General features: G+C 62.5%; 23 protein-coding genes and 1 pseudogene. 10 read left to right on the forward strand and 14 right to left on the reverse strand.

Annotated features, from left to right (window positions below; translation table 11 throughout):
- Positions 1 to 68 precede the first annotated feature (68 nt).
- The gene (locus CIT31_RS09030; protein ID WP_095518306.1) at positions 69 to 875 is read right to left on the reverse strand and encodes a protein-disulfide reductase DsbD domain-containing protein; all 807 of its coding nucleotides are present in this window, start codon (positions 873 to 875) and stop codon (positions 69 to 71) included.
- A 215-nt stretch (positions 876 to 1,090) separates the two neighbouring features.
- On the opposite strand from CIT31_RS09030, the gene CIT31_RS09035 reads away from it, so the two are divergent.
- Positions 1,091 to 1,699, forward strand: coding sequence for a YqgE/AlgH family protein (locus CIT31_RS09035; RefSeq protein ID WP_023799312.1), 609 nt, complete (start codon positions 1,091 to 1,093; stop codon positions 1,697 to 1,699).
- A 25-nt stretch (positions 1,700 to 1,724) separates the two neighbouring features.
- On the opposite strand, the gene CIT31_RS09040 is transcribed toward CIT31_RS09035, so the two are convergent.
- Both CIT31_RS09040 and CIT31_RS09045 read right to left on the reverse strand, forming a co-directional pair.
- Positions 1,725 to 2,702 carry a transglycosylase SLT domain-containing protein gene (locus tag CIT31_RS09040; protein ID WP_245316159.1) on the reverse strand — a complete coding sequence of 326 codons (978 nt, stop codon included), beginning with the start codon at positions 2,700 to 2,702 and terminating at the stop codon, positions 1,725 to 1,727.
- Between the two features lie 347 nt (positions 2,703 to 3,049).
- Positions 3,050 to 3,997 (reverse strand): class I SAM-dependent methyltransferase, encoded by a 948-nt coding sequence (locus tag CIT31_RS09045; RefSeq protein ID WP_206073343.1) that lies wholly within the window; start codon positions 3,995 to 3,997, stop codon positions 3,050 to 3,052.
- Here CIT31_RS09045 and CIT31_RS09050 point away from each other — a divergent pair.
- A complete protein-coding gene (locus CIT31_RS09050; protein ID WP_206073344.1) occupies positions 3,970 to 4,224 on the forward strand; it encodes a helix-turn-helix domain-containing protein in 255 nt (84 codons plus the stop codon). The genes CIT31_RS09045 and CIT31_RS09050 overlap by 28 nt on opposite strands.
- Positions 4,225 to 4,302: 78 nt before the next feature.
- Here the strand turns inward: CIT31_RS09050 and CIT31_RS09055 are convergent, their stop codons facing one another.
- Positions 4,303 to 5,181, reverse strand: a complete 879-nt coding sequence (locus CIT31_RS09055; RefSeq protein WP_165778383.1) for a LysR family transcriptional regulator — start codon at positions 5,179 to 5,181, stop codon at positions 4,303 to 4,305.
- Positions 5,182 to 5,263: 82 nt separating this feature from the next.
- Between CIT31_RS09055 and CIT31_RS09060 the strand changes: the two genes are divergently transcribed.
- Both CIT31_RS09060 and CIT31_RS09065 read left to right on the forward strand, forming a co-directional pair.
- Positions 5,264 to 5,596 (forward strand): DUF4242 domain-containing protein, encoded by a 333-nt coding sequence (locus CIT31_RS09060; RefSeq protein WP_245316147.1) that lies wholly within the window; start codon positions 5,264 to 5,266, stop codon positions 5,594 to 5,596.
- A 171-nt stretch (positions 5,597 to 5,767) separates the two neighbouring features.
- Positions 5,768 to 6,694: an oxygenase MpaB family protein gene (locus CIT31_RS09065; RefSeq protein ID WP_206073345.1), complete on the forward strand. Its 927-nt coding sequence runs from the start codon at positions 5,768 to 5,770 to the stop codon at positions 6,692 to 6,694.
- A 167-nt stretch (positions 6,695 to 6,861) separates the two neighbouring features.
- Here the strand turns inward: CIT31_RS09065 and CIT31_RS09070 are convergent, their stop codons facing one another.
- The 4 genes and pseudogenes from CIT31_RS09070 to thrC form a co-directional block, all read right to left on the reverse strand.
- Positions 6,862 to 9,750: an EAL domain-containing protein gene (locus CIT31_RS09070; RefSeq protein WP_029355657.1), complete on the reverse strand. Its 2,889-nt coding sequence runs from the start codon at positions 9,748 to 9,750 to the stop codon at positions 6,862 to 6,864.
- A gap of 2 nt (positions 9,751 to 9,752) precedes the next feature.
- Positions 9,753 to 10,349, reverse strand: coding sequence for a GNAT family N-acetyltransferase (locus CIT31_RS09075; RefSeq protein WP_029355659.1), 597 nt, complete (start codon positions 10,347 to 10,349; stop codon positions 9,753 to 9,755).
- Between the two features lie 16 nt (positions 10,350 to 10,365).
- Positions 10,366 to 11,659, reverse strand: a pseudogene (locus CIT31_RS09080) (M16 family metallopeptidase).
- Between the two features lie 14 nt (positions 11,660 to 11,673).
- Positions 11,674 to 13,071: a threonine synthase gene (gene thrC / locus CIT31_RS09085; protein WP_095518419.1), complete on the reverse strand. Its 1,398-nt coding sequence runs from the start codon at positions 13,069 to 13,071 to the stop codon at positions 11,674 to 11,676.
- A gap of 127 nt (positions 13,072 to 13,198) precedes the next feature.
- On the opposite strand from thrC, the gene CIT31_RS09090 reads away from it, so the two are divergent.
- Positions 13,199 to 13,873, forward strand: a complete 675-nt coding sequence (locus CIT31_RS09090; RefSeq protein WP_095518310.1) for a hypothetical protein — start codon at positions 13,199 to 13,201, stop codon at positions 13,871 to 13,873.
- Positions 13,874 to 13,912: 39 nt separating this feature from the next.
- On the opposite strand, the gene CIT31_RS09095 is transcribed toward CIT31_RS09090, so the two are convergent.
- Positions 13,913 to 14,602, reverse strand: a complete 690-nt coding sequence (locus CIT31_RS09095; protein WP_095518311.1) for an HAD family hydrolase — start codon at positions 14,600 to 14,602, stop codon at positions 13,913 to 13,915.
- A gap of 174 nt (positions 14,603 to 14,776) precedes the next feature.
- On the opposite strand from CIT31_RS09095, the gene CIT31_RS09100 reads away from it, so the two are divergent.
- On the forward strand, positions 14,777 to 15,910 hold the full coding sequence (locus CIT31_RS09100; RefSeq protein ID WP_095518312.1) for a site-specific DNA-methyltransferase: 1,134 nt from the start codon (positions 14,777 to 14,779) through the stop codon (positions 15,908 to 15,910).
- Between the two features lie 66 nt (positions 15,911 to 15,976).
- Here the strand turns inward: CIT31_RS09100 and CIT31_RS09105 are convergent, their stop codons facing one another.
- Positions 15,977 to 16,588, reverse strand: a complete 612-nt coding sequence (locus CIT31_RS09105) for an HAD family hydrolase (RefSeq protein WP_029355668.1) — start codon at positions 16,586 to 16,588, stop codon at positions 15,977 to 15,979.
- A 45-nt stretch (positions 16,589 to 16,633) separates the two neighbouring features.
- Positions 16,634 to 17,770: an A/G-specific adenine glycosylase gene (gene mutY / locus CIT31_RS09110; protein WP_095518313.1), complete on the reverse strand. Its 1,137-nt coding sequence runs from the start codon at positions 17,768 to 17,770 to the stop codon at positions 16,634 to 16,636.
- Positions 17,771 to 17,825: 55 nt separating this feature from the next.
- Here mutY and CIT31_RS09115 point away from each other — a divergent pair, with 55 nt between their 5' ends.
- From CIT31_RS09115 to CIT31_RS09130, 4 genes are all read left to right on the forward strand, one after another.
- Positions 17,826 to 18,326, forward strand: a complete 501-nt coding sequence (locus CIT31_RS09115; protein ID WP_095518314.1) for a DUF721 domain-containing protein — start codon at positions 17,826 to 17,828, stop codon at positions 18,324 to 18,326.
- Between the two features lie 130 nt (positions 18,327 to 18,456).
- Complete coding sequence (locus tag CIT31_RS09120) at positions 18,457 to 19,185, forward strand: DsbA family protein (protein WP_095518315.1); 729 nt, start codon at positions 18,457 to 18,459, stop codon at positions 19,183 to 19,185.
- Between the two features lie 123 nt (positions 19,186 to 19,308).
- Positions 19,309 to 22,767 carry a chromosome segregation protein SMC gene (gene smc / locus CIT31_RS09125; RefSeq protein WP_095518420.1) on the forward strand — a complete coding sequence of 1,153 codons (3,459 nt, stop codon included), beginning with the start codon at positions 19,309 to 19,311 and terminating at the stop codon, positions 22,765 to 22,767.
- A 147-nt stretch (positions 22,768 to 22,914) separates the two neighbouring features.
- A complete protein-coding gene (locus CIT31_RS09130; protein ID WP_095518421.1) occupies positions 22,915 to 23,901 on the forward strand; it encodes an NAD-dependent epimerase/dehydratase family protein in 987 nt (328 codons plus the stop codon).
- Positions 23,902 to 23,997: 96 nt separating this feature from the next.
- On the opposite strand, the gene CIT31_RS09135 is transcribed toward CIT31_RS09130, so the two are convergent.
- From CIT31_RS09135 to CIT31_RS09145, 3 genes are read right to left on the reverse strand one after another with little or no spacing between them, the layout of a single operon-like run.
- Complete coding sequence (locus CIT31_RS09135) at positions 23,998 to 24,828, reverse strand: BtpA/SgcQ family protein (RefSeq protein WP_095518316.1); 831 nt, start codon at positions 24,826 to 24,828, stop codon at positions 23,998 to 24,000.
- Positions 24,825 to 25,733, reverse strand: coding sequence for a PfkB family carbohydrate kinase (locus CIT31_RS09140; RefSeq protein ID WP_095518317.1), 909 nt, complete (start codon positions 25,731 to 25,733; stop codon positions 24,825 to 24,827). Before CIT31_RS09140 ends, CIT31_RS09135 begins: the two co-directional genes overlap by 4 nt.
- A gap of 3 nt (positions 25,734 to 25,736) precedes the next feature.
- The gene (locus CIT31_RS09145) at positions 25,737 to 26,507 is read right to left on the reverse strand and encodes a glutamine amidotransferase (RefSeq protein ID WP_065006247.1); all 771 of its coding nucleotides are present in this window, start codon (positions 26,505 to 26,507) and stop codon (positions 25,737 to 25,739) included.
- Positions 26,508 to 26,519: the final 12 nt, after the last annotated feature.

Raw genomic sequence — 26,519 nt, forward strand, 5'->3', positions numbered from 1 at the left:
AGGCGTTCCCCGCAACCGTTGGGGAGGCTGGGCAAAGGATGTTCGACCTGAACATCCTTTGCTCGGGATCAAGGAAACGGCAGCAGGCCTTCGACGGCGCCGGCCGCGGTTGTCAGCGTGTAGTAAAGTCCGCCATCCGTCGGTGTCGTCGTCGGCCTGTCGAGGATCGGCACGGCAAACACCAGCTTGCCATCCTTTTCGCTGCGGGCCGGCACGCCGAACATGTAATCCCGCTCGCCGGCGACGAAGAAATCCGCCGCTTCGGGACTGCCCGGAAAGCTCGCCTCGACAATCAGTGTCTCGCGGTCGCCCGGCAGGATATTGACGCCGAAATCGGGTCTTGCGGGCGCAGGCAGCGTTGCAAGGGCCGCCTTCACCAAAGCGGCGTCTTCGGCATTGTCCGGATCGGAGCCCGGATCGATGGTCAGCTTCGTCTGCAGCGGGATGCAGATCGTCTCGCAAATGCCGAGAAAGATATCGGCATCGATGACGGCCGGCTCGTTCGGCGCCGACAGCGTGAATCTCACCGGCAGCGAAACCGGATGGTCGTAGCCGGCCCATTTGCCGTAGCCGTCGTCGTGGCGCTGGGGCGGCGGAAACGAAAACGTCGCGTTGGCAATGTTGGTGCTGGCCGAGATGTCGATTTGCGGCGGCACGCCCGCGTCGCCCGGATCGCGCCAGTAGGTTTTCCAGCCAGGCTTGAGCGCAATATCGAGGACGCCATGGATGCGCCCGGCTTCGTCGGGCTTGCCGCTGGTCACAAGCCGCACTCTGCCGCCTTCGCTATTGTACCAGGTCGACGAGGAGGCTGCGGCAGGGAGGCCGGTTCCACATCCAACAGCGGCGCTGAGCAGCAGGACTTTCAAGCTTTGCATGACGGTGATTTGAGCGTCCGTTCATGGCTGCGCAATGACTTCATGGCGTCGCTGTTATCATATTTGCGTGACCTCGGGCACAGCTTTTGCGTGACCTCGGGCACAGCTCTTGCGTGACCTCGGGCACAGATTTGCCTGACCTTAGATGCACATCCGCGACCAAATCGCGCGCGGCGCATCTTTTCGGCGCTCCAGAAACGCGTTACGCTCCTCTCATGGACTTGTTGCGCCACAAGAAGATGGCTGCGGGACGCGGCTTTCTCGACGACCAGTTCCTGATTGCCATGCCCGGCATGAAGGACGACCGCTTTACGCGCTCCGTCATCTACATTTGCGCGCACAGCGACGAGGGCGCGATGGGCCTGGTCATCAACCAGACGCAGCAGATGCTGTTTCCGGATCTGCTCGTGCAGCTCGGCATCATGAACGAACAGGAGGCGATCCGCTTGCCCGCGCAGGCCCGCGACTTCGTCGTGCGCAACGGCGGACCGGTGGACCGCAGCCGCGGCTTCGTCCTGCATTCGGGCGACTACCGAGTGGAATCGTCGCTCGCCGTCTCCGACGACATTTGCCTGACCGCGACCGTCGACATATTGCGCGCCATTTCGTCGGGCCGCGGGCCCCGACACGCGCTGATGGCGCTCGGCTATTCGGGCTGGGGCGCCGGTCAGCTGGAAAGCGAAATCGCCGAGAACGGTTGGCTGACCTGCCCGGCAAATGCGGAGCTTCTGTTCGATACCGACATCGAGCGCAAATACGACCGGATTCTCGCCTCGATCGGTATCGACCTCGCGCATCTCAGCCTGGCGGCCGGTCACGCCTAGTGGTGAAAACCCGATACCTGGCTGGCTATCGCTGCATTGCCGACGCCAGCCGTTTGCCCAAATCGTAGACGAGATTCTCGATACTGGCTGTCCAGGACAGGTCAGCCTCTTTCACGCGGCTTTCGACATCGCTGTATTTGCCGATGCGGGCTTCTAAGAAGGAGCGCAGGCGCTGGTGGAACTGGCCGACGGTGAGCTGTTTTCCCTCGGCCCTGAACATCGCGGTATTGAAGCGCGCCGCCTTGGGGAAAATTTTGCTGGCCGTGGCATTGGGCGTCTCGTCGGCGTTCGACAGGAGCTGTGCTGCGCCGTTGGTGCCAAGGAAATGGGGGAGGTAAAGATCCCTTTCGTCCATGGCCTTCTCGAGACGGGCTTCGATGCGTTCCTTGGCCGCGAGAAGGTTCTTGGCCGCAAGTGCTGCCGACAGATAGGGATCGCGCCTGAATTCAAGAATGCGCTGTTCATCGGCCTTGTCGTCGACGAAATGGTGTTCGCGCTTGCCCTCTAAGCGGATCCGGATCAGTTCCGCTTCGTCGCCCAGACCGAACTCTGCACCGTACTTCTTCACCGCCTCGAGCCATGTCTGGTCGAGGAACTGCATAAGACCAAGTGCCGACCCTTTAGGCGGGCGATTGTTGAGGTCGAAGGAGGACTCCTTCTCGGCGATCGCGAAAAGGGTATCGGCAGGAAATTGGGTGTCCTTGGCGGCACGCAGAATCTCGCTGGCAATGTACTGCGACACCTTGTATTCGCCGAACTCGTGCACCGACATGCCGATGACGATCTGTTCCGCGCCTTCGGAAAGGATGGCCACGGTACCCTTCAATGCGTCGGCCAGTATGCCTTCTCCCTTGCGTCGGGAGGTCAACGTGGTGCCCGGATCGATGATGTCGAACTCGGGCGCGGCCGAGGGGAAACTCAGAGCTGAGGACGGAACAGCAGTGGCAACCGCGGCTTCGGTCACTCCGTTGACCAAGACTCCCGAATAGACCGGCCAGGGCATGGCCGCCACTGTCGCCGCCAAGCCAAGCCCGGCGATCCTTTTCGACAAAGGCCGTCCGCCCGAAAGGATGACGTCTGCGCAAGCAAAGAATTCACGTGTTCTTTGGAGTGACGCCAGGTCCCCCTCCGTTCCTTGCTAGCCGCCCAGATACTTTGGGGCAGATCTATTTCCAACGTTGAGCCGTCAACGTCGAAAAAGACAAGAAGAACGGTCAGTGCTTGCTCTAGCTAGTCATGGATCGTGGCGGTACAATGGCCGCAATGCGGCGAGGACAGTTCGTAATGTACAATAAGATGATTTTATCGAGCGTTGCGTAGGCGATGCGTTGCTTGTGAAGAGAGATCTTTTTAGCCTTTGGCCGTCGCCAGATTGGCGCTGAGCTCGAAGGCTAATCCCGATCCATTGCCATACGGTCGCAGCACGGGCGCACTCTCGCTCACGATCTCCTCCACGACGCGCTTGCGTTCCTGATCGCCCATTTCCTTGGCTAAAGAACTCATTCCGACCAGTGCCATCGTATTCAAATGCAGGAAAGGTGCGCCTTCCCCGAAGTGGATGGTGCGCGAAATAATCCTTGATCGGACCTCGTGGAAGCCGGCGTCTCGCAGCAGCGCCTCAAGTGGAGCCGCTTCCCCGAAGCTGTACCGTTGATCGGCGATGGCGCCCAGATGGCGCTCCGCAACGCGGCGCAGTTCGCGAAAGAACGGGATTTCGTCGTCCGGGCGCCACATGGCGATCGCCAGCCTGCCATCCTTCGCCAGCGCGCGACGCATCTGCGCCACCGCCGCGGGTCTGTCAGGAAAGAACTGCAGCCCTTGCTGGCAGACGACCAGGTCGAACGTCTCACCGTTACGCAGAGGCAGCTCGCCGGCATTGCCCTGGCGCCAGTCAATGGCTGGTTCTACAGCCAGCGCCACGGCAAGCATGTCCGGGCTGATGTCGACGCCGACGATATATCCGGCTTCACCGAGCCGCTCTCTTGCAACGCGCGCCACTATTCCTGTTCCACAGGCGATATCGAGTAGGCGATCGCCCGAAGACAATTCCAGCTCGTCAAGAGCCATCTCGGCCCATGGACGGAAGAGAGGGCCGACCAGCCACCGCTCGTACATCTGCGGGAAACTTGCCTGGTTCATTGCGTAACTGGGCAAGGTCATGATTGTCCTCCCCTCAATTTCCATCCGGCCATTGTGGGCCTCTCCCGCGCTCCTTCGGCGAGCGCGATTCCAACGAAGCAAGAAAGTTGCAGTCGTTTCGGAGAAAAAGAATGCTAATATTTCATCGCGCCGATGCAAGGCTGTCATCGGGAAAGGGCGATCCACGGAGATACACGAAATCCGCTACTTCCGGGCAGCGTCGCTGCTGCGTGACCCAGCCGGCGCTGACCCGCGCTATCCAGAAGCTCGAGGCCGAGCTTGGAGGGCATCTCTCCCACCGCGAGCATAGCCATGTCCATCTCACCGAGTTTGCGCGTCTCATGCAGCCACATCGCCCAAAATGCGCAGCGATTGAGTGTCGGTAATCCTGGATAGGGTCGGTACCGGTCCGAGGACCGCCAGGGCGGCAGAACGCTTCTAAAATCAGCTTCAGCAACAAACGCCTAGCCTGGCCAATCGAAGCTCTGGGCAGCTCGGACCATTGCCGCCGTCGCCGGGCTATAGGGCCGGCCCGGAACGCTAGCCAGGGACACGGTGCGTGCCACCGCGGGTTCGATCAGCGGACGCTGCAGAAGTTCAGGCGATGTCACCGAATATTCAGGCATGAAGGCGAAGCCGATCCGCGCCAGCACCATTGATTGGACCCAATCCTCGCGCTCGGAACGAAAGCGGGCATAAAGGCTGACGTTTCTTTCCCGGCACACACCCATCACCAGGTCCCGCATTTCGCAGGACAGACGATCGACATAGGGTTCTTGAGAGAGATCGACTAACTTGATTGCATTGAGGCTCGCAAGCCGGTGATCCGGCGCGAATACGACGACGTAGCGCTCACTGTAGAGATCATGGACGCGGAAAGCCGCTCCCAGTCCCTCCAGCGGATTGAGGACGGCCAGATCGAGATCGCCTTGCTCAAGCCTGTTTTTCAGTTCCTGAACGCTCGCCTCGCTGACTTCAAGCTCGACGCCATGATAGTCGCGCTGGAACTTCGCCAGGAACCGGGCGAGCTTCACATGGCCGATGGTCGACATGACGCCGAGGCGGATCGGCACCTGGTTGAGCAGCCTGAAATTGTCGGCAAGCGTCCTGGTTGCGTGGGCCTCCTGCATGATCTGCTGAAGATGCGGCAGAATGGAGCGCCCGAACTCACTCAGGAGGACGCGCTTTCCCTCGCGGTGGAACAAGGGCGCGCCAAGCTCATCCTCGAGCGTCTTGACCGCTTTGGTGAGCGCCGGCTGAGACACATTGCAATCGGTGGCTGCCTTGGTGAAATTCAGCATCTTCGCGGCAGCAAGCACGTAGCGGACCTGAAACATCTCCATGGCGAGCCCTCCCGAGGCGGTTCCACGAAACGACATTGTAGCCCTTTCATCGATAACTGTCGGCTATCGATCGATAGAAAAAATGTCGTTCTCTTTCGCCCGCCGCTGCATTCAACTCCTGTGGTCACTGTTCAAAGGAGGAGATCTGGAAATGACTGTCTACATGGTGGAACGCGACCTCAAGGGCATCAGCATGGAAGCTCTGGGAGATGCGCAGAAGGCGGCGATCAGCCAGGCCGCCGAGATGACGTCCAAGGGCACCGACATCAGCTATCTGCGCTCGACCTTCGCACCGGAGGACGGGCGCTGCATGTGCCTGTTTGATGCTGTCTCTGATGCCGACGTGAAGCGTCTAAACGACGATGCAGGCCTGCCCTACCACAGAATCGTGCCGGCGCTCGATCTTACGCCATAAGGCCAGCACGACCGGGCTCGTGATGACCATCCGGGCCCGGTGTTCTTGCGGATCATGCGCAGCGCGCCAGGCTGATCATTTGGAACGACGGAAAGACCAAGACGTTCGTGCATACTGCATCCGCTAGCCACTGGTTCGACGCGTGTTGTTCCCAGGAGTCGGAGGCGTACCATGTTTGGCAATTCGGGCATCATCCCTCTGCCTCACCCACTTGAGCGTCGTGTGGATACTCTTGCGCAGTCGTTCATGCGCCAGCGGCTCGGATCTCAGATGGACTTCTCGACCCCGGAAGGCGAGCCGGCGCTGTTACCGCCCACCTCGATGTCCTGGCGTATTTTCAAGAACCCTGTTGCGCTCTTCATCGGCGGGGTTACTGCGGTGCTGCTCGAATTGGCGGAGCCGCGGGTTCGCGACGCCATTTGGCAGCACAGCACATTCCGCTCGCACGCGCTCCGACGATTACAGCGTACGGGCCTCGCTGCCTTGGTTACGGTCTACGGGCCTCGAACCAAGGCTAAGGCCATGATTGAAGGTGTGGTCAGGATGCATGGGCGCGTTTCAGGTCGAACCAGCGAAGGTGAGCCATACCACGCCACCGACCCGGAGTTGCTGGACTGGGTGCAAGCTACGGCCGGGTTTGGTTTCATGGAGGCGTATCACGTCTATGTGCATCGTCTGCATTTTTTCGAACGGGACGCGATGTTTGCTGAGGCTCGCCCCGTCGCACTTCTCTATGGTGCGGCCGGCTCGCCCACGTCACAGGCCGAGCTTTACGCGCTGTTCGACGCGATGAGGCAAAGACTCGTCGCGTCGCCGATCGTCTTGGAATTCCTGGAGATCATGGAAGACGTTCCCGCCTTGCCGGGAGTGGCTCAACCGCTCCAGCGGCCATTTCTGAAGGCGGCCGTCGAGATCCTACCGCGCTGGGTGCGCAAGCGCTTGGCACTCGGCGACCGCTGGACCCTGACGCCGTGGGAGCATGCTTTTGTGAAGACTACGGCGGCAATCTGCGAGAGCATCGTGCTTCCTTCATCCCCGGCTGTTCAATCGTGCCGTCGCCTCGGCCTTTCCGAGAGCTATCTCTATCGCCGCCGTTGATTCAGGCTTGCCAACATTGATGGGGCCGCGCCACGGGTAGGAGACTAAAACTTTCAATACTGAGTGACTAGGACGGTTTACTTGCGACCTCCGAGCGCCGGGAAGCGGACCCCCCGCACGTCGCCCAAAGGTGCGCAGCGGACTTGGGACAACCGACATGCACAAAATCAAGCCTGAGCCAGCGGATACTGTTCCTTCAGCGTCTTCAGCACCTGATCGCCGGGCATCGGCGCGCCGAACATGAAGCTCTGCACATATTCGCAGCCCATCTGGCGCAGTTCGAGCGCATCGCTTTCATCCGAAATGCCCTCGGCCACGACCGAAAGGCCGAGTTCATGCGCCATGTTGACCATGGATTTAAGCAGCACCGCGCGCTTCGGTGTCGCGTCGTCGACAAAGCTCTTGTCGATTTTGATCGTGTCGAAGGGAAAGCGCGTCAGATAGGCCAGTGAGGAATAGCCGGTGCCGAAATCGTCCAGCGACAGGCCGATGCCAAGCTTCTTCAGCTTGTTCAGCACATGGGCTGTCTGCTCGGGATTGTCCATCACCAGCGATTCGGTGAGTTCGAGCCGGAAGCAGCGCGGCTTCAGGTTGGCCCGCGCGATCACCGAGCGGACGTCGCTGACCAGATCGCGGCGGATGAGCTGACGGCTGGACAGATTGACCGAAACCGACAGCGGCGCGTCGCCGATCTGCTTTTGCCATCCCGCCAGATCTTCGGCGGCCTGTTGCATAGCGAACAGGCCAAGCTGCACGATCAGGCCGCAGCTCTCGGCGACCGGGATGAAATCGCCCGGCGGGATCATGCCGCGGCGCGGATGGTCCCAGCGCAAAAGCGCCTCGAAGCCGGCAACACTGCCGTCTTCCAGCCGCACGATGGGCTGGTAGGCGAGTGTGAATTCGCGCCGTTCGATGGCGCGGCGCAGGTCGGACTCGAACTGCAGCCGGTCGGTGCCGACGGTCCGGAAGGCGGGGCGGAACGGCTCGATCCTATCGCCGCCAAATCGTTTGGCCTGGTGCATGGCAAGCTCGGCGTCCTTGACCATGTCCTCGGCCGAACTCTGCGCCGAGGTCCAGGTGACCAGCCCGATCGAGGCGGTCAGCACGATCTCGCGCTTGGCAAAGGTGATCGGATTGTTGATCGCATGCTTGATGGCGTCGGCAACGGCTGCGATGCGGGCCGGGTCCTGTTCGGAAAGCAGCATCAGCGCGAACTGGTCGCCGGCAAAGCGCGACAGCGAATCCTTCGGCTTGAGCAACCGGTGCAGCCGGCGCGCAACCGTCAGCAGGATGGTATCGCCGGCCGAGATGCCGAGCCCGTCATTGACCTGCTTGAACCGGTCGATGTCGATGACGAAGACGGTCGGACGCACTTTCTCTTCCGTGCGCGCGATCGAAATGATCGCCTCCAGCCGATTCATCAGCAATTCCCGGTTCGGCAGGCCAGTCAGATTGTCATGCACGGCATCGTGCAGCAGCCTCTCCTCGGACTTTTTCTGCTCCGTCACGTCGACCATGGTGCCGACGCAGCGGATGACCTCGCCGTCCGATCCGATCACCGGCCGTGCGCGCAGCGAAAACCAGTGATAGTGCCCGTCGGCGCCGCGCAGGCGGAAATTCTGCGACACCCGGCCGCGCCGGTGTTCGAGCACCACGTCGAGCGTGGTACGGAACGTGTCGCGGTCGTCGGCATGAAGTACCGGCAGCCAGTTGCGAGCAGCTCCGCCCAGGCTGTCGGGCGCAAGTCCAAGCTGGATGCTGACATCCGGCCTGGTGACGACGCGGTCGCGCATCACGTCCCAGTCCCACACCGTGTCGCCCGATCCGGCGACGGCCAGCGCCTGCCGTTCGAGATCGGAGAACAGGCCCTGATGTAGTGCGCCGCCGGCAAAGGCGTGCTGCATGACGGTGAAGCCGATCAGCAGGATGATTAGGATCAGCCCGCCGCCCAGTGCCGGCTGGGCGATGTCGTTGTCGAGCATGCCGGTGATCGCCATCCACGACCCGCATAGCCACAACAGGACCATGACCCAACTGGGCACCAGCATGATGGCACGGTCGTAGCCGCGTATGCCGAGGAAGATGATCAGGCCGAGGCCGGTCAGCGCGGTGGCGGCGAAGGACAGCCTGGCGATGCCGGCGGCGACCGCCGGATCGACGATCGCAACGCCAGCGATCAGCAGCAGCCCCAGAATCCAGACCAGCGCGCCGTAACTGAAATGGCCGTGCCATCGGTTGAGGTTGAGATAGGCGAACAGGAACACCACGAAGGTCGCCGCAAGCGCCACCTCCGTTCCGGCTCGCCACATCTGCTCGTTGCCGGGCGATATTTCCAGGACCTTGTTGAGAAAGCCGAAATCGATGCAGATATAGGCGAGCACCGCCCAGGCGAGTGCTGCGGTTGCCGGGAACATCGAGGTCCCCTTGACCACGAAAAGGATGGTCAGGAACAGCGCCAGAAGGCCGGCGATGCCGATGACGATGCCGCGAAACAGCGTGTAGGAATTGACCGAGTCCTTGTAGGATTCCGGATCCCATAGATAGACCTGCGGCAGTTTGGGCGAGGCAAGTTCGGCAATAAAGGTGATCACCGTTCCGGGGTTCAGCGTCACCCGGAACACATCGGCGTCGGGACTGCTCTGGCGGTCAAGCGCGAAGCCCTCGCTGGGCGTGATCGCGGCAATGCGGGTCGAGCCGAGATCCGGCCAGAAGATGCCGGAATTCACCAGCCGGAAATGCGGTGCGACAATCAGCCTGTCGAGCTGCTGGTCGGTGGTGTTGGCAAGCGCGAACACCGCCCAGTCGCCGGTCGAGCGCGCATCATTGGCCTCGACCTCGATGCGCCGCACGATGCCGTCCGGGCCTGGAGCGGTCGACACCTGAAAGTTCTCGCCCTGGTTGCGGTAGATTTCGACGGCGCCCGAAAGGTCGAGCGCCACGTCGTCGCGGGCGATCTTGATCGGCTCGACGGCGAAGGCCGAGGACGCCGCGCAGAGCACGACGATTGCCGTCAGCACAAAGGCGAACAACGACCCGATTCGCAGGAAATTCGTCAAAATTAGTCCTTCGTTCCCGCGCCCGGCGGATCGTCTTCGATCCGGGCGTAGAGGTAGTGGTCCTGCCAGATGCCATTGATCCTGAGATAGGATCGCAGAAGTCCTTCGCGCCGGAATCCGGCTTTTTCAAGCACGCGGATCGACCGGGCATTGTCGGGAATACAGGCAGCTTCGATCCGGTGCAACCTCAGCGTATCGAAGGCGAAGCGCGTCACGACCTTGACCGCGTCGGTCATCAGACCACGGCCGCTGTAGCGCTCGCCGATCCAGTAGCCGATATGGCCGCTTTGCGCGACGCCATGGCGGATGTTGCCGAGGGTGATGCCTCCGACAAGCTTGCCGCTGCCTTTCTCGAAGATGAAGAAGGCTATGGCCGTTCCCTGCGCATAATCTTCGCGATAGCGGCTGAGGCGATGCCGCCAGGCCGTGCGGTCGAGCTCGTCGGGGTTCCACCGCGGCTCCCACGGCTCCAGGAAGGCGCGGCTTTCCCCGCGCAGCACCGACCATTCGCGGTAGTCGTTGGTCAGCGGCACGCGCAGCGTGACCCGGTCACCCTTCAGTGCCGGCAGGTCACGGCGAAAGAAAGGGAGCGCGAACATGACGCTTTGATGGACTTTAGCCGGCGAGCTTTCGGGCCGTGGTCTGCGTGCCCGAAAGCGATTCGAGGACCGCCTCATAGGGAGCGAGCGTACCCACCGGTCCGACGGCAGTCAGCGTCGGCTTGGTCGAAAACAGCCGTGACGACAGGTCCGTCAGGCGCTCGACCGTCAGCGCCGACAGCCGTTCCATCAGCTCTTCCTTGGCGATCGGCCGGCCGAACAGCAGCATTTGCCGGGCGATCTGCGAGGCGCGGCTGGCCGGGCTTTCGGCGGACATGATCAGGCCTGCACGGTACTGGGCACGTGCCCGGTCGAGTTCCTCCTGCAGGATGTTCTCGCCGACCTTCTGCAACTCGTCGATGACCACCGGCACCAGCTCGGCGATGTCGCTCTGACCGGTCGCGGCATGGACGCCGAATATGCCGGTATCGGAAAAGCCCCAGTGGAAGGCATAGACCGAATAGCACAGCCCGCGCTTTTCGCGGACCTCCTGGAATAGACGCGACGACATGCCGCCGCCAAGGATCATCGACAGGACCTGCGAGGCGTAGAAGTCGCGTACATGATAGGCGCGGCCCTCGAATCCCAGGACGATCTGCGCGTCCATCAGGTCGCGGTCCTCACGGAAATCGCCGCCGACATATTGCGCAAATTGCGGCATCGTGTTGTCGGACTTGCTGCGGAAACCGCCAAGGTGCTTCTCGACCTCGCGCACGAAATTGTCGTGCTTGATGTCGCCGGCGGCGACGACCACCATGCGCTCGGCGCCATATTGCCGTTCGATGAATTTGTGCAATTGCTTCGAGGTGAAGGATTTGACGGTTTCCGGCGTGCCGAGGATTGAGCGGCCGATCGTCTGGTGGCGAAAAGCCGTCTCGGTGAAGCGGTCGAAGACGATGTCGTCGGGCGTATCGTGAGCGGCGCCGATCTCCTGCAGGATCACATGCTGCTCCGCGCTCCAGCTCCTGCGGGTCGAACTCGGATTCCTGCAAGATGTCGGAGAGGATATCGACGGCCAGGGGCACGTCGTCGCTCAGCACCCTGGCATAATAGGAGGTGGTCTCGACACTGGTAGCGGCATTGATCTCGCCGCCGACATCCTCGATTTCCGAGGCGATCTCGAAGGCGCTTCGCCTTCTGGTTCCCTTGAACGCCATATGTTCAAGCAAGTGGGCCATTCCGTGCTCTTCGCTACGCTCGTTGCGGGCGCCTGATTTGAGCCAGGCACCAAGAGCGACGGATTCGAGGCTTGGAAGGGTTTCGGTGGCGACTGTCAGGCCGTTCGACAGACGGCTTACCTCAACACCCATATAGCTGATACTCCCTAACTTGCCGCCCGCGTCTGGCGGCTAACATAATCTTCCACCATTTTCAGGTCGGATGGAAGTACCGTGTATTTTTCCTCCGATGTCATCAACCCGCCTAGCCATGCGGGCAGGGTCGGCGACACGCCGCTGGCGGCTTCGACGGCGGCCGGGAACTTTGCCGGATGGGCGGTGCCCAGCACCACCATCGGCACGGCATTGGTGGCCTTCGCAGCCGCAACATGCATGGCTGCGGCCGTATGCGGGTCGAGCAGATAGTCGCTGGCTGCGAGCGTCGAGCGGATCGTAGCGGCGACTTCGTCCATGGTCGAACGGCCGGCATCGAATTCGGAGCGGATCCTGGCGATCTCGCCCGCTTCGATGGTGAAGGCGCCGGACTGCTTGAGGCCGCTCATGTAGCGCCGCACGGTCGAGGCGTCGCGGCCGGCCGCCTCGAACAGCAAGCGCTCGAAATTCGAAGAAACCTGGATGTCCATAGACGGCGACGTGGTCGAAAAGACGCCTTTCGTGCGATATTCGCCGCTCGACAGCGTGCGCGCCAGAATGTCGTTATCGTTGGTCGCGATGATCAGCCGCTCGATCGGCAGCCCCATCTTCTTGGCGGCGTAGCCGGCGAAGATGTCGCCGAAATTGCCGGTTGGTACCGTGTAGGAAACCGGCCGGTCGGGCGCGCCGAGCGACAGCGCCGATGAGAAATAATAAGCGATCTGGGCCATGATGCGGGCCCAGTTGATGGAATTGACGCCGGACAGCGATACCCGGTCGCGAAAAGCGTGATCGTTGAACATGTCCTTCACCAGCCCCTGGCAATCGTCGAAATTGCCTTCGACCGCAATTGCATGGACATTTGCGGCAGAGGACGTCGTCATCTGCCGCTGCTGCACCGGCGAGACCCGGCCGTGCGGGAAAAGAACGAAGATGTCGGTGCGGTTGCGCCCGGCGAAGGCATCGATGGCGGCGCCGCCGGTGTCGCCGGACGTGGCGCCGACAATGGTGGCGCGCTGGTTGCGTTCGGCAAGCACATGGTCCATCAGCCGGGCGAGAAGCTGCATGGCCACGTCCTTGAAGGCAAGCGTCGGGCCATGGAAGAGTTCCAGAACGAACATGTTCGAGCCGGTCTGCACCAGCGGGCAGACCGCCTCATGACGGAAGGTCGCATAGGCTTCGCGCACCAGGCGTTCGAACACCGGCATCGCGATCTCGCCGCCGATAAACGGCGACAGCACGCGGATGGCGAGGTCGGGATAGGCGAGGCCGCGCATGGCGCGGATCTCTGCCGCCGAAAACTGCGGCCAGGTATCAGGCACATAAAGACCGCCATCGCGTGCCAAGCCCGCCAGCACCGCGTCGGAAAATCCAAGCACGGGCGCTTCCCCGCGGGTACTCACATATTGCATCGTCATGTTCCATTGCTGCCGGGCGGTTTCGTCCGCGGCAAAGTGGTTAATTTCCGGACTTGTTCAGTCGCATTTTTGCCGCGCGGTTGATATACGTCACCCGCTTTGCGAGAGGGAAGTGCAGTTCATGGCGTTTCATACATTCAACGGTCGTTTTGTCGCGGGTCTGGCGCTCACTGGCTTTATGCTTACCGTTGCCGGCTGCCAATCAGGCGGCAATGGCATCCTGGGCTTCGGAAAGACGGACACAACACCGCCACCACCGCCGGACCCCAAGGTTCTCGCCAGCCAATTGCAGGCCTATTGTCCGAAAGTGACGCTGCGCGACGGCACCGCCTTCTTCAACACCTATGCCAAGGGCGGCCAAAAGCCCAAGAAAAAAGCCGCCGCTCAGGACGCCGAAGCTGCCGCGCTTGACGCGAGCAGCGACCAGCAGGACGATTCCGCGAAGATCATCTATCAGGCCTCGATCACCGATGTGACCCGCGACTGCAACCGTGCCAACGGCTCGCTGACGATGAAGATAGCCGTCGCCGGCAAGGTCGTTCCGGGACCGATGTTCAGCCCGGGTACCATCACCATGCCGATCCGTATCGCTGTGATGCATGGCACCGAGGTCCTTTACTCGCAGCTTCACCAACATCAGGTCCAGGTTACCAATCCCTCGAGTGCCAACCAGTTCGTCTTCACCGATTCGAACGTTGTCGTTCCCGAGCCCACCGCGCGGGACTATCAGGCGTTCGCCGGCTATGACGAAGGCCCGCCGAAGAAGACCGACAAAAGGATTGCCGCGGCCGAATAGCGGCGGCGTTGGAGCCGCCTACGGTCGGAGGCGCATGCATCACGCATCCGCCGACCATTCCGACAGGGCGGCGATCACGCTTTTCAGCTCCGCCCAGCGGCGGATGACCGTTTCGGCGCCGGCCTCGGTCAGCGCGTCGGCATGTCCGGGATAGCTGTGCGCCGCTCCGGTGAAGCCGATCACACGCATGCCGGCTGTCCTGGCGCCGGTCACACCGTGCACGGAATCCTCGATGACGAAGGTGTTCGCCGGGGCGGCCTTGAGTTTTTCCGCGGCAAAGAGAAACACGTCGGGCGCCGGCTTGGATTTTCCGCTCGGCGTTTCCAGCGAGGAAAAAATGTGCCCAGTGAAAAACGGCAGCAGACGCACCTTCTCCAACATGAATTCGATCCGCTCGGTGCGCGAATTCGAGCAGATGCAGCGCGGTGCTGTCACCGCGGCGACTGCCTCGTGCACCCCGTCGACGGCGCGCACGTCGGCGCGCAGCCGGCGGTCGACCAGCTCTTCGGCACGATCGATCAGCGAGGCCTGGAACGGGATGCGAGACTTCTCTTCGACTCGCATCATGATGTCCTTGAAGGTCAGCCCGGCATAGGTTTCAGAAAGCTCCTCGGCCGATATCTCGTAACCGGCCGACGTCAAAAGCTCGGCTTCGATGCGCGCGGCAATGATTTCGGAATCGACGAGCACGCCGTCGCAATCGAAGATGACAAGGTCTGGCTGGGGCATAGCGATCCGGAAAGCGGGAGGGAGGGGCTGAGACGGTTCAGGCGGCGCGGCATACACCAACAGACCGTTCTTCGCAAATTACCTGGGCTCCGCACCCTCGGCCTTCATCGAATATTTACGCTGATCGGTAACCATAACAGGGAGTAAACAGTAACGCGTGCTTTGGGTGTCACAATGTCTGCCGTGCGTCTTCTCGACGAGCTTTCCCATGCTCCCCAGCAATCCGAATGGCTGGATACGATCCTGAAGGGCGATTGCGTCGCCGCGCTCGACCGGCTGCCCGAAAAATCCATCGACGTGATCTTTGCCGATCCGCCCTACAATCTGCAGCTCGACGGCGATCTGCATCGTCCCGACCAGTCCAGGGTCGATGCCGTCGACGACGACTGGGACCAGTTCGCGAGTTTTGAGGTCTACGACGCCTTCACTCGCGCCTGGCTGCTGGCGGCGCGCCGCGTGCTGAAACCCAGCGGCACCATCTGGGTCATCGGCTCCTACCACAACATTTTCAGGGTCGGCGCCAAGATGCAGGATCTGGGGTTCTGGATCCTCAACGATGTCGTGTGGCGTAAGACAAATCCGATGCCGAATTTCCGTGGCCGCCGCTTTCAGAACGCCCATGAGACGATGATCTGGGCCTCGCGCGACCAGAAGGGCAAGGGCTACACCTTCAACTACGAAGCGCTGAAGGCGTCGAACGATGACATCCAGATGCGTTCCGACTGGCTGTTTCCGATCTGCACCGGCGGCGAGCGCCTGAAGAATGAAAATGGCGACAAGCTGCATCCGACCCAGAAGCCCGAGGCGCTGCTCGCCCGCGTCATGATGGCCTCGACGAAGCCCGGCGATATCGTGCTCGATCCTTTCTTCGGCTCCGGCACCACCGGCGCCGTGGCCAAGCGCCTTGGCCGCCATTTCGTCGGCATCGAGCGCGAGCAGGCCTATATCGACGCCGCCAACGAGCGCATCGATGCAGTCCGGCCGCTGGACCGCGCTGATCTCACCGTGCTCACCGGCAAGCGCGCCGAGCCGCGCGTTGCTTTCGTCAGCCTCATCGACACCGGGCTGATGCTGCCCGGTGCCACACTCTATGACGCCAAGAAGCGCTGGGCGGCCAGGGTGCGCGCCGACGGCACGGTGGCGGTCGGCGACAGCGCCGGATCGATCCACAAGATCGGCGCGGAAGTTCAGGGGCTGGATGCCTGCAACGGCTGGACCTTCTGGCATTATGAGCGCAGCGGCGGCCTGACCCCGATCGACGAGCTTCGCCGTATCGCCCGCCTCGGCATGGAGCGGGCAGGGGCCTGACGAACGGATCGTATGTGTCTGCCATGTTAAAGCGGATTATCAATCGGCCAGTCGAAGTCATTCAAATCACACTCTGACCCCCAGCCCTCTGAGGTCCGCCTCGAGCGTCTTTGCGTCAGTGAACAGCACCGACTGCCAGCCGGCCGCCTTGGCACCGTCGACATTTTTCGGGCTGTCGTCGATGAACAAGGTGGCCGCGGGCTCGAGGCCGAACGCGGTCACATGATGGTCGTAAATGCCGCGATCCGGCTTGATCATGCCGATCTCGCCCGAAATGGTCACACCGCGCGGACGGTTGAGAAAGTCGAAACGCTGCCGGGCTTCAGCCAGCGTGTCGGCGGCGAAATTGGTCAGCATGGTGACGTCGTGGCCGCTCTCGATCAGCTTCTCCATGATCTGGACGCTGTCGTCATAAGCGTGCGGCACCATCTCGTGCCAGAGGCGGCGGAAGTTGCGGATGTTTTCGGCGTGGTCCGGGTGTTCGGCGATCAGCAGCGCCTCGGCCTCTTCCCAGGTCCGGCCCCGGTCCTGCTCGATGTTCCAGTCATGCGTGCAGACATTGTCGAAGAACCATTTCCGCTCGTCGGCGTCGGGGATCAATCGGCTGAAGGGCAAGTTCGGATCGTAGTGGATCAGCACTTTGCCGATGTCGAAAACGATGTGGCGGATTTCGGTCATTCTAGTCCTCGTTCAATGCAATTCATGTGGGGTGATGTAGGCGATTCAATGTGCGCGCTGCTTCTTCGTCGCGCCCGGTATCGCCGCTTCGATTACCTTTTTCATGACGGTGGGCAGCGCTTCGCCGGAAATTTCGTGGGCCAGCGACCAGAAATGACCCGCCGGGGCGGCGGCATCGGTCATCGCTTTGAAGACGTCGAGTTCGAGCGCAAAATGGGTGAAGACATGGCCAATCCGCCCGGTTGGCCGCCAGTTGCCGGGGAAGGGCGCTGCCGCGTCCGTGGTGGCGCCGTCGATCCGCGCGGTCCAGCCGGTCGTCGGTACTTCGGTCATGCCGCCGAGCAGGCCTTTATCCGCACGTTTGCGCAAAAGAATGGCGCCATCGTCACGTACGGCAACGAAGGCAGCCCCGCGCCGCAACGGTTTCTCGCCCCTCGGCAGGCGGACAGGAAAGCGCTCGGGATCGCTTGAAACAGTGGCGCTGCAATCCTCTCGCAGCGGGCACAGCATGCAACGCGGTCGGCGCGGCGTGCAGATCGTCGCGCCCAAATCCATCATCGCCTGGGCGAAATCGCCCGGTCTGGTCGCTGGAACCATGCGCTCGACATAGGCGCGTATGTCTCCCTTGGCTTCGCTCAGCGGCGTGGCAATCGAGAACAGCCGGGAAACGACCCGCTCGACATTGCCGTCGACGACCGCGGCCGGCTGGTCGAAGGCGATCGCCGCGATCGCCGCCGCCGTGTAGGCGCCGATGCCGGGCAGCTCTCTCAAGGCAGTCTGCGTGTCCGGAAACCTGCCGCCTTGCCGTGCAACGAGATCGGCGCAGGCCTTGAGATTGCGCGCGCGGGAGTAATAGCCGAGCCCGGCCCAGGCTTTCATGACATCTTCGGCCCGTGCCGCAGCCAACGCCTCAACATCAGGCCATTTCTGGACAAAGGCCCGGAAATAAGATCTTACCGCTTCGACCGTGGTCTGCTGCAGCATGACTTCTGAAAGCCAGACGCGGTAGGGATCGGGACGCATGCCGCGTGCCATTTCGCGCGGCGCAATGCGCCACGGCAAATCGCGGTGATGCGCGTCGTACCAGCCGAGCAGGCGGGACGCGATATGGCGGCTATCCCCAGACGCAGCCTTGCTGCTATCCCCGGATGCGGTCTTGCGGGTCTGGTCGTGCAGTGCCATTGATCGAAGACTGGCCTAACCGATGCGTGGTGAAGGTCGTGACTGGAGAACGCACATGGCAGGGAAAAGGCCCTTCGGCAATCCCGTTCCGGTGAGTGATCTCGCAACCCAGATTCTCGATCCGGTGTTGCGGAAGCGGGCCGGCATGTCGATCGGGCTCGTCCAGTCCTGGGAGGAGATTGCCGGGCCGCGGCTCGCCAGCCTTTCGCGCCCTGAAAAGATCCAGTGGCCGCGCCGCATGCATGAAGATGATCCGTTCGAGCCGGCGGTTCTGGTCATCGCCTGCGAAGGCATGGCCGCGCTCCATCTGCAGCACGAGACCGGCGAGATCATTAACAGAGTCAACGCCTTCCTCGGCTTCAACGCTATCGGCCGGATCAGAATCGTCCAAAAGCCGGTGACGGCGGACAAAGGGCGGCCTAAACCAAGCTTCCGACCGCTGACCCCGGCCGAGAAGGCGAAGTTGTCAGGCACGGTCGGGATGATCGAGGATGACGAACTGCGCACTGCGCTTGAGCGGCTCGGCGCCACCATTCTCGGTCAAAAGAAAGTATAATCTCGCGCTTTCGTGATCGCGTACACAAGGTTTGGCGATTGGAATGGGGACGGGGATGCCTTAATTCGCGCCAACTCTCGCCTTTTCTAGCCTTTGCATTGCAAAATCCAACCATTGTCAGGTGATTCGTATGGCCCGTCTTTTGTCCCGCAGAACCCTCTTGTCGTCGCTGGCCGCCATTCCGGCCGTGGCTCTGCTCGCCGCCTGCAGCGACTCGGGCGAGAAAGCCGTGGCGCAGGATGCAAAGCCTGCGGCTCCCGCCGATGCGATGAAGCCGGCCACTCCTGCCGCGGCCAAGGCGCCTGAGGCCCAGGGCACGGTGGACATGGCGGCTCTGCTGAAACCCGGCGCACTGCCCGACGAGCAACTGGGCAAGGACGACGCGAAGGTCACCATTGTCGAATATGCCTCGATGACCTGCCCGCACTGCGCGCATTTCCACGAAACCACCCTGCCTGAGCTGAAGACGAAATATATCGACACCGGCAAGGCCCGCCTTATCCTGCGCGAATTTCCGTTCGACCCCAGCGCCGAGGCCGGTTTCATGCTGGCACGCTGCTCCAAGGACAATTATTTCCCGATGGTGGACGTTCTGTTCAGGCAGCAGGCGAACTGGGCAGGTGTTGCCAATACCAAGGACGCCCTGCTGCAAATCTCCAAGATGGCCGGTTTTACACAGGAGTCGTTCGAGGCCTGCTTGACGGACCAGAAACTTCTGGACGATGTGAGATCGGTCCAAAAGCGTGGCGCCGATGAATTCAAGGTCGACTCGACGCCGACCTTCTTTATCAACGGGAAGACCTACAAGGGGGCGCTGTCGATTGAGGAAATCTCGGCCATTATCGACCCTCTGCTCTGACGTTTCAGCGGCGCCGAAGCGGCTGCGCTTAGGCGTGCGTGGCTTTTTGTCGTGCCGCGCGCCTGGCGCCCTGTCGCAAAACCGCCGAACAGTTTTGCGGAACTTGGCTATTGGGCGGCGCGAATGAAGTTCTCGCGCCTTCGCCTGCTCGGTTTCAAGTCCTTCGTCGAACCCGGCGAGTTCGTTATCGAACGCGGCCTGACCGGCATCGTCGGGCCGAACGGCTGCGGCAAGTCGAACCTTGTCGAGGCGCTGCGCTGGGTGATGGGCGAAAGCTCGTACAAGAACATGCGCGCGTCCGGCATGGACGACGTCATCTTTTCCGGCTCGGGAACGCGTCCTGCCCGCAACACCGCCGAAGTCACTCTTTTCCTCGACAACAGCGACCGTAGCGCGCCCTCCGCCTTCAACGACGCAGACGAACTGCAGGTTTCACGCCGCATCGAGCGCGAGGCGGGTTCGCTCTACCGTATCAACGGCAAGGAAGCCCGCGCCAAGGACGTGCAACTGCTTTTCGCCGACCAGTCGACCGGCGCGCGCTCGCCCTCGATGGTCGGGCAAGGCCGCATCGGCGAGCTGATTCAGGCAAAGCCGCAGGCGCGCCGCGCGCTGCTGGAAGAGGCGGCCGGAATTTCGGGTCTGCACACACGCCGTCACGAGGCGGAGCTGCGTCTGAAGGCGGCCGAACAGAATCTGGAACGGCTGGACGACGTCGTCGGCGAGCTGGAAAGCCAGATCGAAAGCCTGAAGCGCCAGGCCCGCCAGGCCTCGCGCTTCAAGAACCTGTCGGCCGACATCCGCAAGGCCGAGGCGACGCTGCTGCATCTGCGCTGGACGTTGGCCAAAACACAAGAAGGCGAGGCGCGCTCGGCGCTGGCGATTGCCACGGCACTGGTCGGCGACCGCGCCGCCGCCCAGATGGCTGCCGCCAGGGAGCAAGGGATCAGCGCGCATCGGTTGCCGGAACTGCGCGATGCGGAAGCCGCCGCCGCTGCCGCCTTCCAGCGCCTGTCGATCGCCAAGACGCAGATCGAAGAGGAAGCGGGCCGCATCCGCGCCCGCCAAGCAGAACTCGACCGCCGGCTCCAGCAGCTCGACGGCGACATCGTCCGCGAGGAGCGGATGGTCCGAGACAATGCGGATATTCTTGAGCGCCTCGCCGCCGAAGAAGCCGTGCTCAACACTGAGAACGCCGGCGCCGCCGAGCGCGAGGCCAGCACCCGGGCGGCGTTCGAACAGGCGGCGTCGACGCTTGCCGCGAGTGAAGCCAAACTCGCTGGCCTCACGGCCGAACGGGCGGAGACCGCCGCCTCCCGCAACCAGATCGAACGAACGCTGCGCGATACCGCCGAGCGCCGCGACCGTTTCGCCCGCCAGCTCGCCGATGTCGACCGGGAATTGTCCGACATCGTTTCGAGGGTCGCCGGCCTGCCCGATCCCGCCGAGAAGCGGCTGCTGGTCGAACAGGCGCTGGCGCTGCTGGAGGAGACCGAAGCCGCAACGATTGCCGCCGAACAGGCTGTCGTCGATGCGCGCGCGGCGGAAAGCGCTGCCCGCCCGCCGGTTCAGGATGCAAAGGCCGAGCTGGCGCGGATTGAAACTGAGGCCCGTACACTGGCCAAGATCCTGAATGCCGCGAGCGGCGACCTCTTCCCCTCTGTCCTGGAGCAGATCAGCGTCGAACGCGGCTACGAGACGGCGCTGGGCGCGGCCCTTGGCGAGGAACTCGATGTGCCGCTCGACCGCAGCGCGCCGGTGCATTGGGGGCAAAGCGAGATCCAGCCCGGCGACGCCGCTCTACCCGAAGGCATCAAGAGCCTTGCCACTGTGGTGCGCGCGCCGGCGCAACTGGCCCGCCGATTGGCGCAGATCGGCATCGTCGAGGCCGGCGACGGAAAGCGGCTGCAAGCGCTGCTTGCTCCCGGGCAACGGCTGGTCAGCCGCGAAGGGGCGCTTTGGCGTTGGGATGGGTTCACCGCCAGCGCCGACGCGCCGACCGCGGCCGCGCAGCGGCTGGCGCAGAAAAACCGGCTGGCCGAGCTCGACGCCGAGGCGGTCCACGCGACCCGCATCCTGCGCCAGGCCGAAGAGGCTCTTGCCCATGCCGAGCAGGCGCTTGCCCGGGCGAGCGAGGCCGAGCGCTACGCCCGTCAAGCCGGGCGCGATGCCCAGCATGGGCTGGACGCCGCCCGCAACGCGCTGGCCGAGGCCGAGAAGGCCGGCGGCGAGCTGTCGAGCCGACGCGCCGCGCTTGACGAGGCCCGCGCGCGTATCGTCGACAGCCATGAAGAGACGGCGGCGGCATTCGTCGAGGCGGAGATGCTGCTGCAAAGCGCTCCCGACCTCGGTGATCTGCAGTTGCAGCTCGAACAGTCGGCCGCCAACGTCGCTCGCGACCGCGCCACCCTTGCCGATGCCCGCGCCGTCCATGAAGGCTTGAGGCGGGAAGCCGAAGCGCGAACGCGCCGCCTCGACGCCATCGGCCAGGAACGCCGCAACTGGCTGGAGCGCGCCGAAAACGCCTCGACGCAGATCGCGGCACTCGGCGAACGCAAGGCCGAGGCCGAGGCCGAGCGCGAAAGACTGGCCGACGCACCCGACGAGATCGACGCCAAGCGGCGCGCCTTGCTGTCGCAGCTTGCCGAAGCCGAAAGCCTGCGCCAGGCAGCCGGCGACCGGTTGCAGGAGGCGGAGAACAAGCAGTCCGAACTGGACAAGGCCGCGACATCAGCAATTCAGTCGTTGGCCGAGGCGCGCGAAACGCGCGTCCGCGCCGAAGAGCGGCTGACCGCTGCCGACGAAAGACGGCTGGAGGTCGAGGCGCGCATTCAGGAAACGCTCAACACGCCGCCGCATCTGGTCATCCGCCACACCGGCCTGGAGGCCGACAGCCCGATGCCGGAGATGACTGAGATCGAGCGTCAGCTCGACCGGCTGAAGATCGAGCGCGAGCGCCTGGGCGCCGTCAATCTGCGCGCCGAGGAAGAGCAGAAGGAACTATCCGATCGGCTCGAGACCATCGTTTCCGAACGCGAGGACATCATCGAGGCCATCCGCAAGCTGCGGCAGGCGATCCAGAGCCTGAACCGCGAAGGCCGCGAACGGCTGCTGGCTGCCTTCGACGTGGTCAACGGTCATTTCCAGCGGCTGTTTTCGCATCTGTTCGGCGGCGGGACGGCGGAACTGCAACTGATCGAGTCCGACGATCCGCTCGAGGCCGGTCTCGAAATCCTTGCGCGGCCGCCCGGCAAGAAGCCGCAGACGATGACGCTGCTTTCCGGCGGCGAACAGGCGTTGACGGCGATGTCTCTGATCTTCGCCGTGTTCCTGACCAATCCCGCGCCGATCTGCGTGCTCGACGAAGTCGACGCACCGCTCGACGATCACAATGTCGAGCGTTTCTGCAATCTGATGGACGAAATGGCCGCCACCACCGAGACGCGCTTCGTCATCATCACGCACAACCCGATCACCATGGCCCGCATGAACCGGCTGTTCGGGGTGACCATGGCCGAGCAGGGCGTTAGCCAGCTCGTGTCGGTCGATCTGCAGGCGGCCGAGGCTCTGCGCGAGGCGAGCTGACGCTTCGACAGCACAGCTTGTCGGTAGCGCCTATCGGCTATAGCACGAGCTGAGACGGTCCTTCATTCGGATGTAGCATTTTGATGTTGCACATGGTCGTTTCGGAAATCGATCTCGATTTCGCGATCATGTGCATGGAGAACCTTGTTGCCTATACTTGTCACTGGAGCCGCGGGATTCATTGGCAGCTACGTTTGCCACCACCTCTTGAGCAGGGGGGAAGCAGTCGTCGGCGTCGACAATATGAACGACTATTACGACCTGGCGCTCAAAGAGGGGCGGCTCGCCCGCCTTCAGCCCCACAAGAATTTTTCATTTCATGAGATCGAGATCGCCGAACAGGGCGCGCTCGCCACCGCTTTGGCCGGGCAAGGCATAACCAGGATTGTCCATCTCGCCGCTCAGGCGGGTGTGCGCCATTCACTCGACAATCCGAGGCTCTATGCCCGTTCCAATGTCGTCGGCCATCTCGAAGTGCTCGAATTCTGTCGCGCGCAGCCAGCATTCGAGCATCTGGTCTATGCCTCGTCGAGTTCGGTCTATGGCGGCAACCGCAAGGTGCCGTTCAGCGAGACCGATCAGGTCGACAGGCCCGTCTCGCTCTACGCTGCTACCAAGAAGTCAGATGAATTGATGAGCCACACCTATGCCCATCTCTTCGGGGTGCCGCAAACCGGCTTGCGGTTTTTCACCGTCTACGGCCCTTGGGGCCGGCCCGACATGGCCTATTGGATATTCACCAAGGCGATCCTCGAGGGAAAGCCGATCCGGGTATTCAACAATGGCGAGATGTGGCGGGATTTCACGTATGTCGACGATGTGGTGCGGGCGGTCGTTGCCGTGCTCGACAAGCCGCCCATGGCCGATGCCCCACCCAGCAGGATTTACAACGTCGGCAACAACCGGCCGGTGCGGCTGGGCGATTTCATCGACACTCTGGAAAGACTGCTCGGTGTAAAGGCGATCCGCCACAGCGAGCCGATGCAGAGCAGCGACGTCGAGCGGACCTATGCCGACATGACGGCACTGGAGCGCGATTTCGGCTTCAAGCCGAGCGTTTCGATCGAAGATGGTCTGAAGAAATTCGTCGACTGGTACCGGTCCGAATGGGTTGCAGGATCAACGACAAGGTGACTGCGGCCTGAGTGTCGTCGTTGCCTGTTGGCATCTGCGTTTGCGGCCCCGCGACTTCGCTCCGGCCACAAACAGAATGGCATCATTGCCGCTCGATCATCGCCTCAGCCCGGCCATGAAGGTCTTTACTCTGGCAGGGTCAACCTGGTTCCACCAGACGCCGTCATGCTTCAGTGCGCTGGCGATGATGACGCCATCGACGATGCCAAGGATATCGTTAGCATTGTCGGGCGTCACGCCGCTGCCGACCAGCGTCGGTAGGCCGGCGGCCTCCTTGATCATGCGGATGTAGCTCAGATCCGCAGCGTGCCCGGTGCGCTGACCGGTCGCAATGATGGCGTCGGCGTCGAAGAAGACCAGATCCTTGACCAGTTCCTCCACAGGCCGGTCGGCAACGATGGCGTGTGCGCCATGCTTGACATGAGCATCGGCGAAAACGCGGATGCCGTTGGCGCGAAGCTTGGCGCGGTAGCGCGCCGCGCGACCCGACTCGCCCTCGACAAATCCCTCGTTGGCGACATAGGCATTCGCCCATTGATTGACGCGGATGAAACCCGCGCCGGCGGCACTGGCGATCGCAAGGGCAGGGATCGCGGCGTTAGCGAGCACATTGATGCCGACCGGCTTGCCGAGTTCGCGGCGGATACGGTCGGAAACGACCGCCATATAGGCCGCTGTCTCCGGTCCGATATCGTCAGGTTTTGCAAAGGGGATGTCGCCATGATTCTCGACGATCACGCCGTCACATCCGGCGTCGAGATAGGACCTCGCATCATCGAGACCCCGCTGATAGATCGCCTCGACCGCCTCGCCGTCAAAGCGCGGCGAGCCAGGAAGCGGCGCAAGATGAACGACACCGATCACCACCTTGGTGCGGCCGAAAAGTTCTACGAGCGCGTCGGCGCCCGATTGGCCGAGTTGGGTCATGAGAGCTCCGTATCATCGATGAGCGCCGCCATTTCAGGCGCGGAAGGACAGGATATCAATGTGCCCGGGCGAGTCACCGCAATTGCCGCGGCCGCGAGCGCGAACTTCAGCGCTGAGGTAACCGACATTCCTTTGGAAAGCCCGCCGGCCAGACAGCCGCAAAACACATCGCCGGCGCCGCTGGTGTCGAGCGCTTCGACGCCGGGCGCCGGCAAACGAAGCGGTGCTTCCTGGTCCGGGCCAAGCACGAGACAACCTTCCGCGCCAAGTGTGATCACGACTGTTCCGGCGCCTTTGGCCGCGAGCGCGTCGGCCGCAGCTGCCATATCACCCTCGCCGGTCAGTGCTTTCGCCTCGGATTGGTTCACGACCAACAGCTGCGCCAGACCGAAGTCAGGCAAAGCCGCGGCATTGATAGGACTGGCGTTCAGGACGGTGCGCGCGCCATTTTCCTGTGCTGCCCGCAGGCAGGCATTTATCGCGGCGCCTCGCAGGTTTCCCTGACAGACGACGATGTCGCCGAACGCGATCCGTCGCGCAAGTGCCGTTTGCGCGATCGGATCGAACGCTTCGCTGCAGGCGACACCGCTGACGATGAAGTTCTCGCCGCCGGCCTCAATGACGATGGTCGAGCGGTCGCTCGGCAGGTCGAATTCGCTCACCTCGAGGTCGGACAACTCCCTGTCGAGAGAGGCTCGGATCCATGCGCCTGCGCGGTCCTTGCCGAGCGCCGTCCAAAACGTCACCGCAGCACCCGTGCGCGCGGCCGCAACGGCCTGGTTTGCGCCTTTGCCGCCGAGGCCGTCGGCGTAGCTGCTGGCGTTCAAAGTCTCGCCGGCGGCGGGGAAGCGGCCGACGCGAAACATCGTGTCTACGCAGGCATTGCCCACGACATGGACATGCATCGCTCAGCTCTCACCGGTCGCCCAGTTCAGCATCTGTTCGAACAGGGTTTTGTAGCCTTTCCAGGCGATGAACTCCGGTGGCAGCCAATGCGGCCCGACATCGGATGTCCAGGCCACAGTGCGGCCCTTGCCATAGTGGCCGGCGACGAGCAACGGCAGCGATCCGTAATCCGAAGACACGGTTGCCAGAACTTCCGCCCCGTCTTTCAGCGTCACCTCGTTGAAGCCGAGCAGGATTGGCCAAGCCGAACCGAGACCCTTCAAGATCGGGTGGTCCGAGGAGCCTTTCAGAACAGGCGAAAACCCTTCCGGCACCTCGACGCGGTCGTCGAAGGCGAGGCAGTTCACCGGCAGCACCTCCTCGACCGGCGTCTTGCGATAGCGCGCGCCGCCATTAATGCCCTGGAAGCTATAATAGCCGCCAAACATCAAAAGCCCGCCGCCGTCGCGCACATAATCGCGCAGCAGGCGCAAACGGTTCGGCGTCGGCTTCGAGTGAACCCAAGTGTCGGGATGCAAAAGCAGCGTGTTGGCGCCGATGTCGGAGAGCACCACCGCATCATAGGCCGAGAGCGCCTCCATTGTTTGCGGAAAGCTGCGCTGCGCCTCATGCGCCGGCATGAAGGTCACATCGAAGTCGGTCGCCTTCAGCGCCGTCAGCAATTCGTCGGCGCCGGTGTGGTAGGTGACCGTCGGAAACTGGTCGAAGCCTTTGATATGGGTCGCGGTCGACACCCAGGATTCACCGGCTAGCAGAATCTTTTTCTTGGACATTTGAACTCCGTC

It is taken from the genome of Mesorhizobium wenxiniae (genome assembly GCF_002284535.1).
Classification (GTDB): Bacteria; Pseudomonadota; Alphaproteobacteria; order Rhizobiales; family Rhizobiaceae; genus Mesorhizobium; species Mesorhizobium wenxiniae.

Coding starts and splice junctions, on each gene's coding strand:
- CIT31_RS09030 (WP_095518306.1), bottom strand. CDS start 875: ATGCAAAGCTTGAAAGTCCTGCTGCTCAGCGCCGCTGTTGGATGTGGA.
- CIT31_RS09035 (WP_023799312.1), top strand. CDS start 1,091: ATGGACTTGTTGCGCCACAAGAAGATGGCTGCGGGACGCGGCTTTCTC.
- CIT31_RS09040 (WP_245316159.1), bottom strand. CDS start 2,702: ATGCCCTGGCCGGTCTATTCGGGAGTCTTGGTCAACGGAGTGACCGAA.
- CIT31_RS09050 (WP_206073344.1), top strand. CDS start 3,970: ATGCTAATATTTCATCGCGCCGATGCAAGGCTGTCATCGGGAAAGGGC.
- CIT31_RS09055 (WP_165778383.1), bottom strand. CDS start 5,181: ATGGAGATGTTTCAGGTCCGCTACGTGCTTGCTGCCGCGAAGATGCTG.
- CIT31_RS09060 (WP_245316147.1), top strand. CDS start 5,264: ATGTCGTTCTCTTTCGCCCGCCGCTGCATTCAACTCCTGTGGTCACTG.
- CIT31_RS09065 (WP_206073345.1), top strand. CDS start 5,768: ATGTTTGGCAATTCGGGCATCATCCCTCTGCCTCACCCACTTGAGCGT.
- CIT31_RS09075 (WP_029355659.1), bottom strand. CDS start 10,349: ATGTTCGCGCTCCCTTTCTTTCGCCGTGACCTGCCGGCACTGAAGGGT.
- thrC (WP_095518419.1), bottom strand. CDS start 13,071: ATGCAATATGTGAGTACCCGCGGGGAAGCGCCCGTGCTTGGATTTTCC.
- CIT31_RS09090 (WP_095518310.1), top strand. CDS start 13,199: ATGGCGTTTCATACATTCAACGGTCGTTTTGTCGCGGGTCTGGCGCTC.
- CIT31_RS09095 (WP_095518311.1), bottom strand. CDS start 14,602: ATGCCCCAGCCAGACCTTGTCATCTTCGATTGCGACGGCGTGCTCGTC.
- CIT31_RS09100 (WP_095518312.1), top strand. CDS start 14,777: ATGTCTGCCGTGCGTCTTCTCGACGAGCTTTCCCATGCTCCCCAGCAA.
- CIT31_RS09105 (WP_029355668.1), bottom strand. CDS start 16,588: ATGACCGAAATCCGCCACATCGTTTTCGACATCGGCAAAGTGCTGATC.
- mutY (WP_095518313.1), bottom strand. CDS start 17,770: ATGGCACTGCACGACCAGACCCGCAAGACCGCATCCGGGGATAGCAGC.
- CIT31_RS09115 (WP_095518314.1), top strand. CDS start 17,826: ATGGCAGGGAAAAGGCCCTTCGGCAATCCCGTTCCGGTGAGTGATCTC.
- CIT31_RS09120 (WP_095518315.1), top strand. CDS start 18,457: ATGGCCCGTCTTTTGTCCCGCAGAACCCTCTTGTCGTCGCTGGCCGCC.
- smc (WP_095518420.1), top strand. CDS start 19,309: ATGAAGTTCTCGCGCCTTCGCCTGCTCGGTTTCAAGTCCTTCGTCGAA.
- CIT31_RS09135 (WP_095518316.1), bottom strand. CDS start 24,828: ATGACCCAACTCGGCCAATCGGGCGCCGACGCGCTCGTAGAACTTTTC.
- CIT31_RS09140 (WP_095518317.1), bottom strand. CDS start 25,733: ATGCATGTCCATGTCGTGGGCAATGCCTGCGTAGACACGATGTTTCGC.
- CIT31_RS09145 (WP_065006247.1), bottom strand. CDS start 26,507: ATGTCCAAGAAAAAGATTCTGCTAGCCGGTGAATCCTGGGTGTCGACC.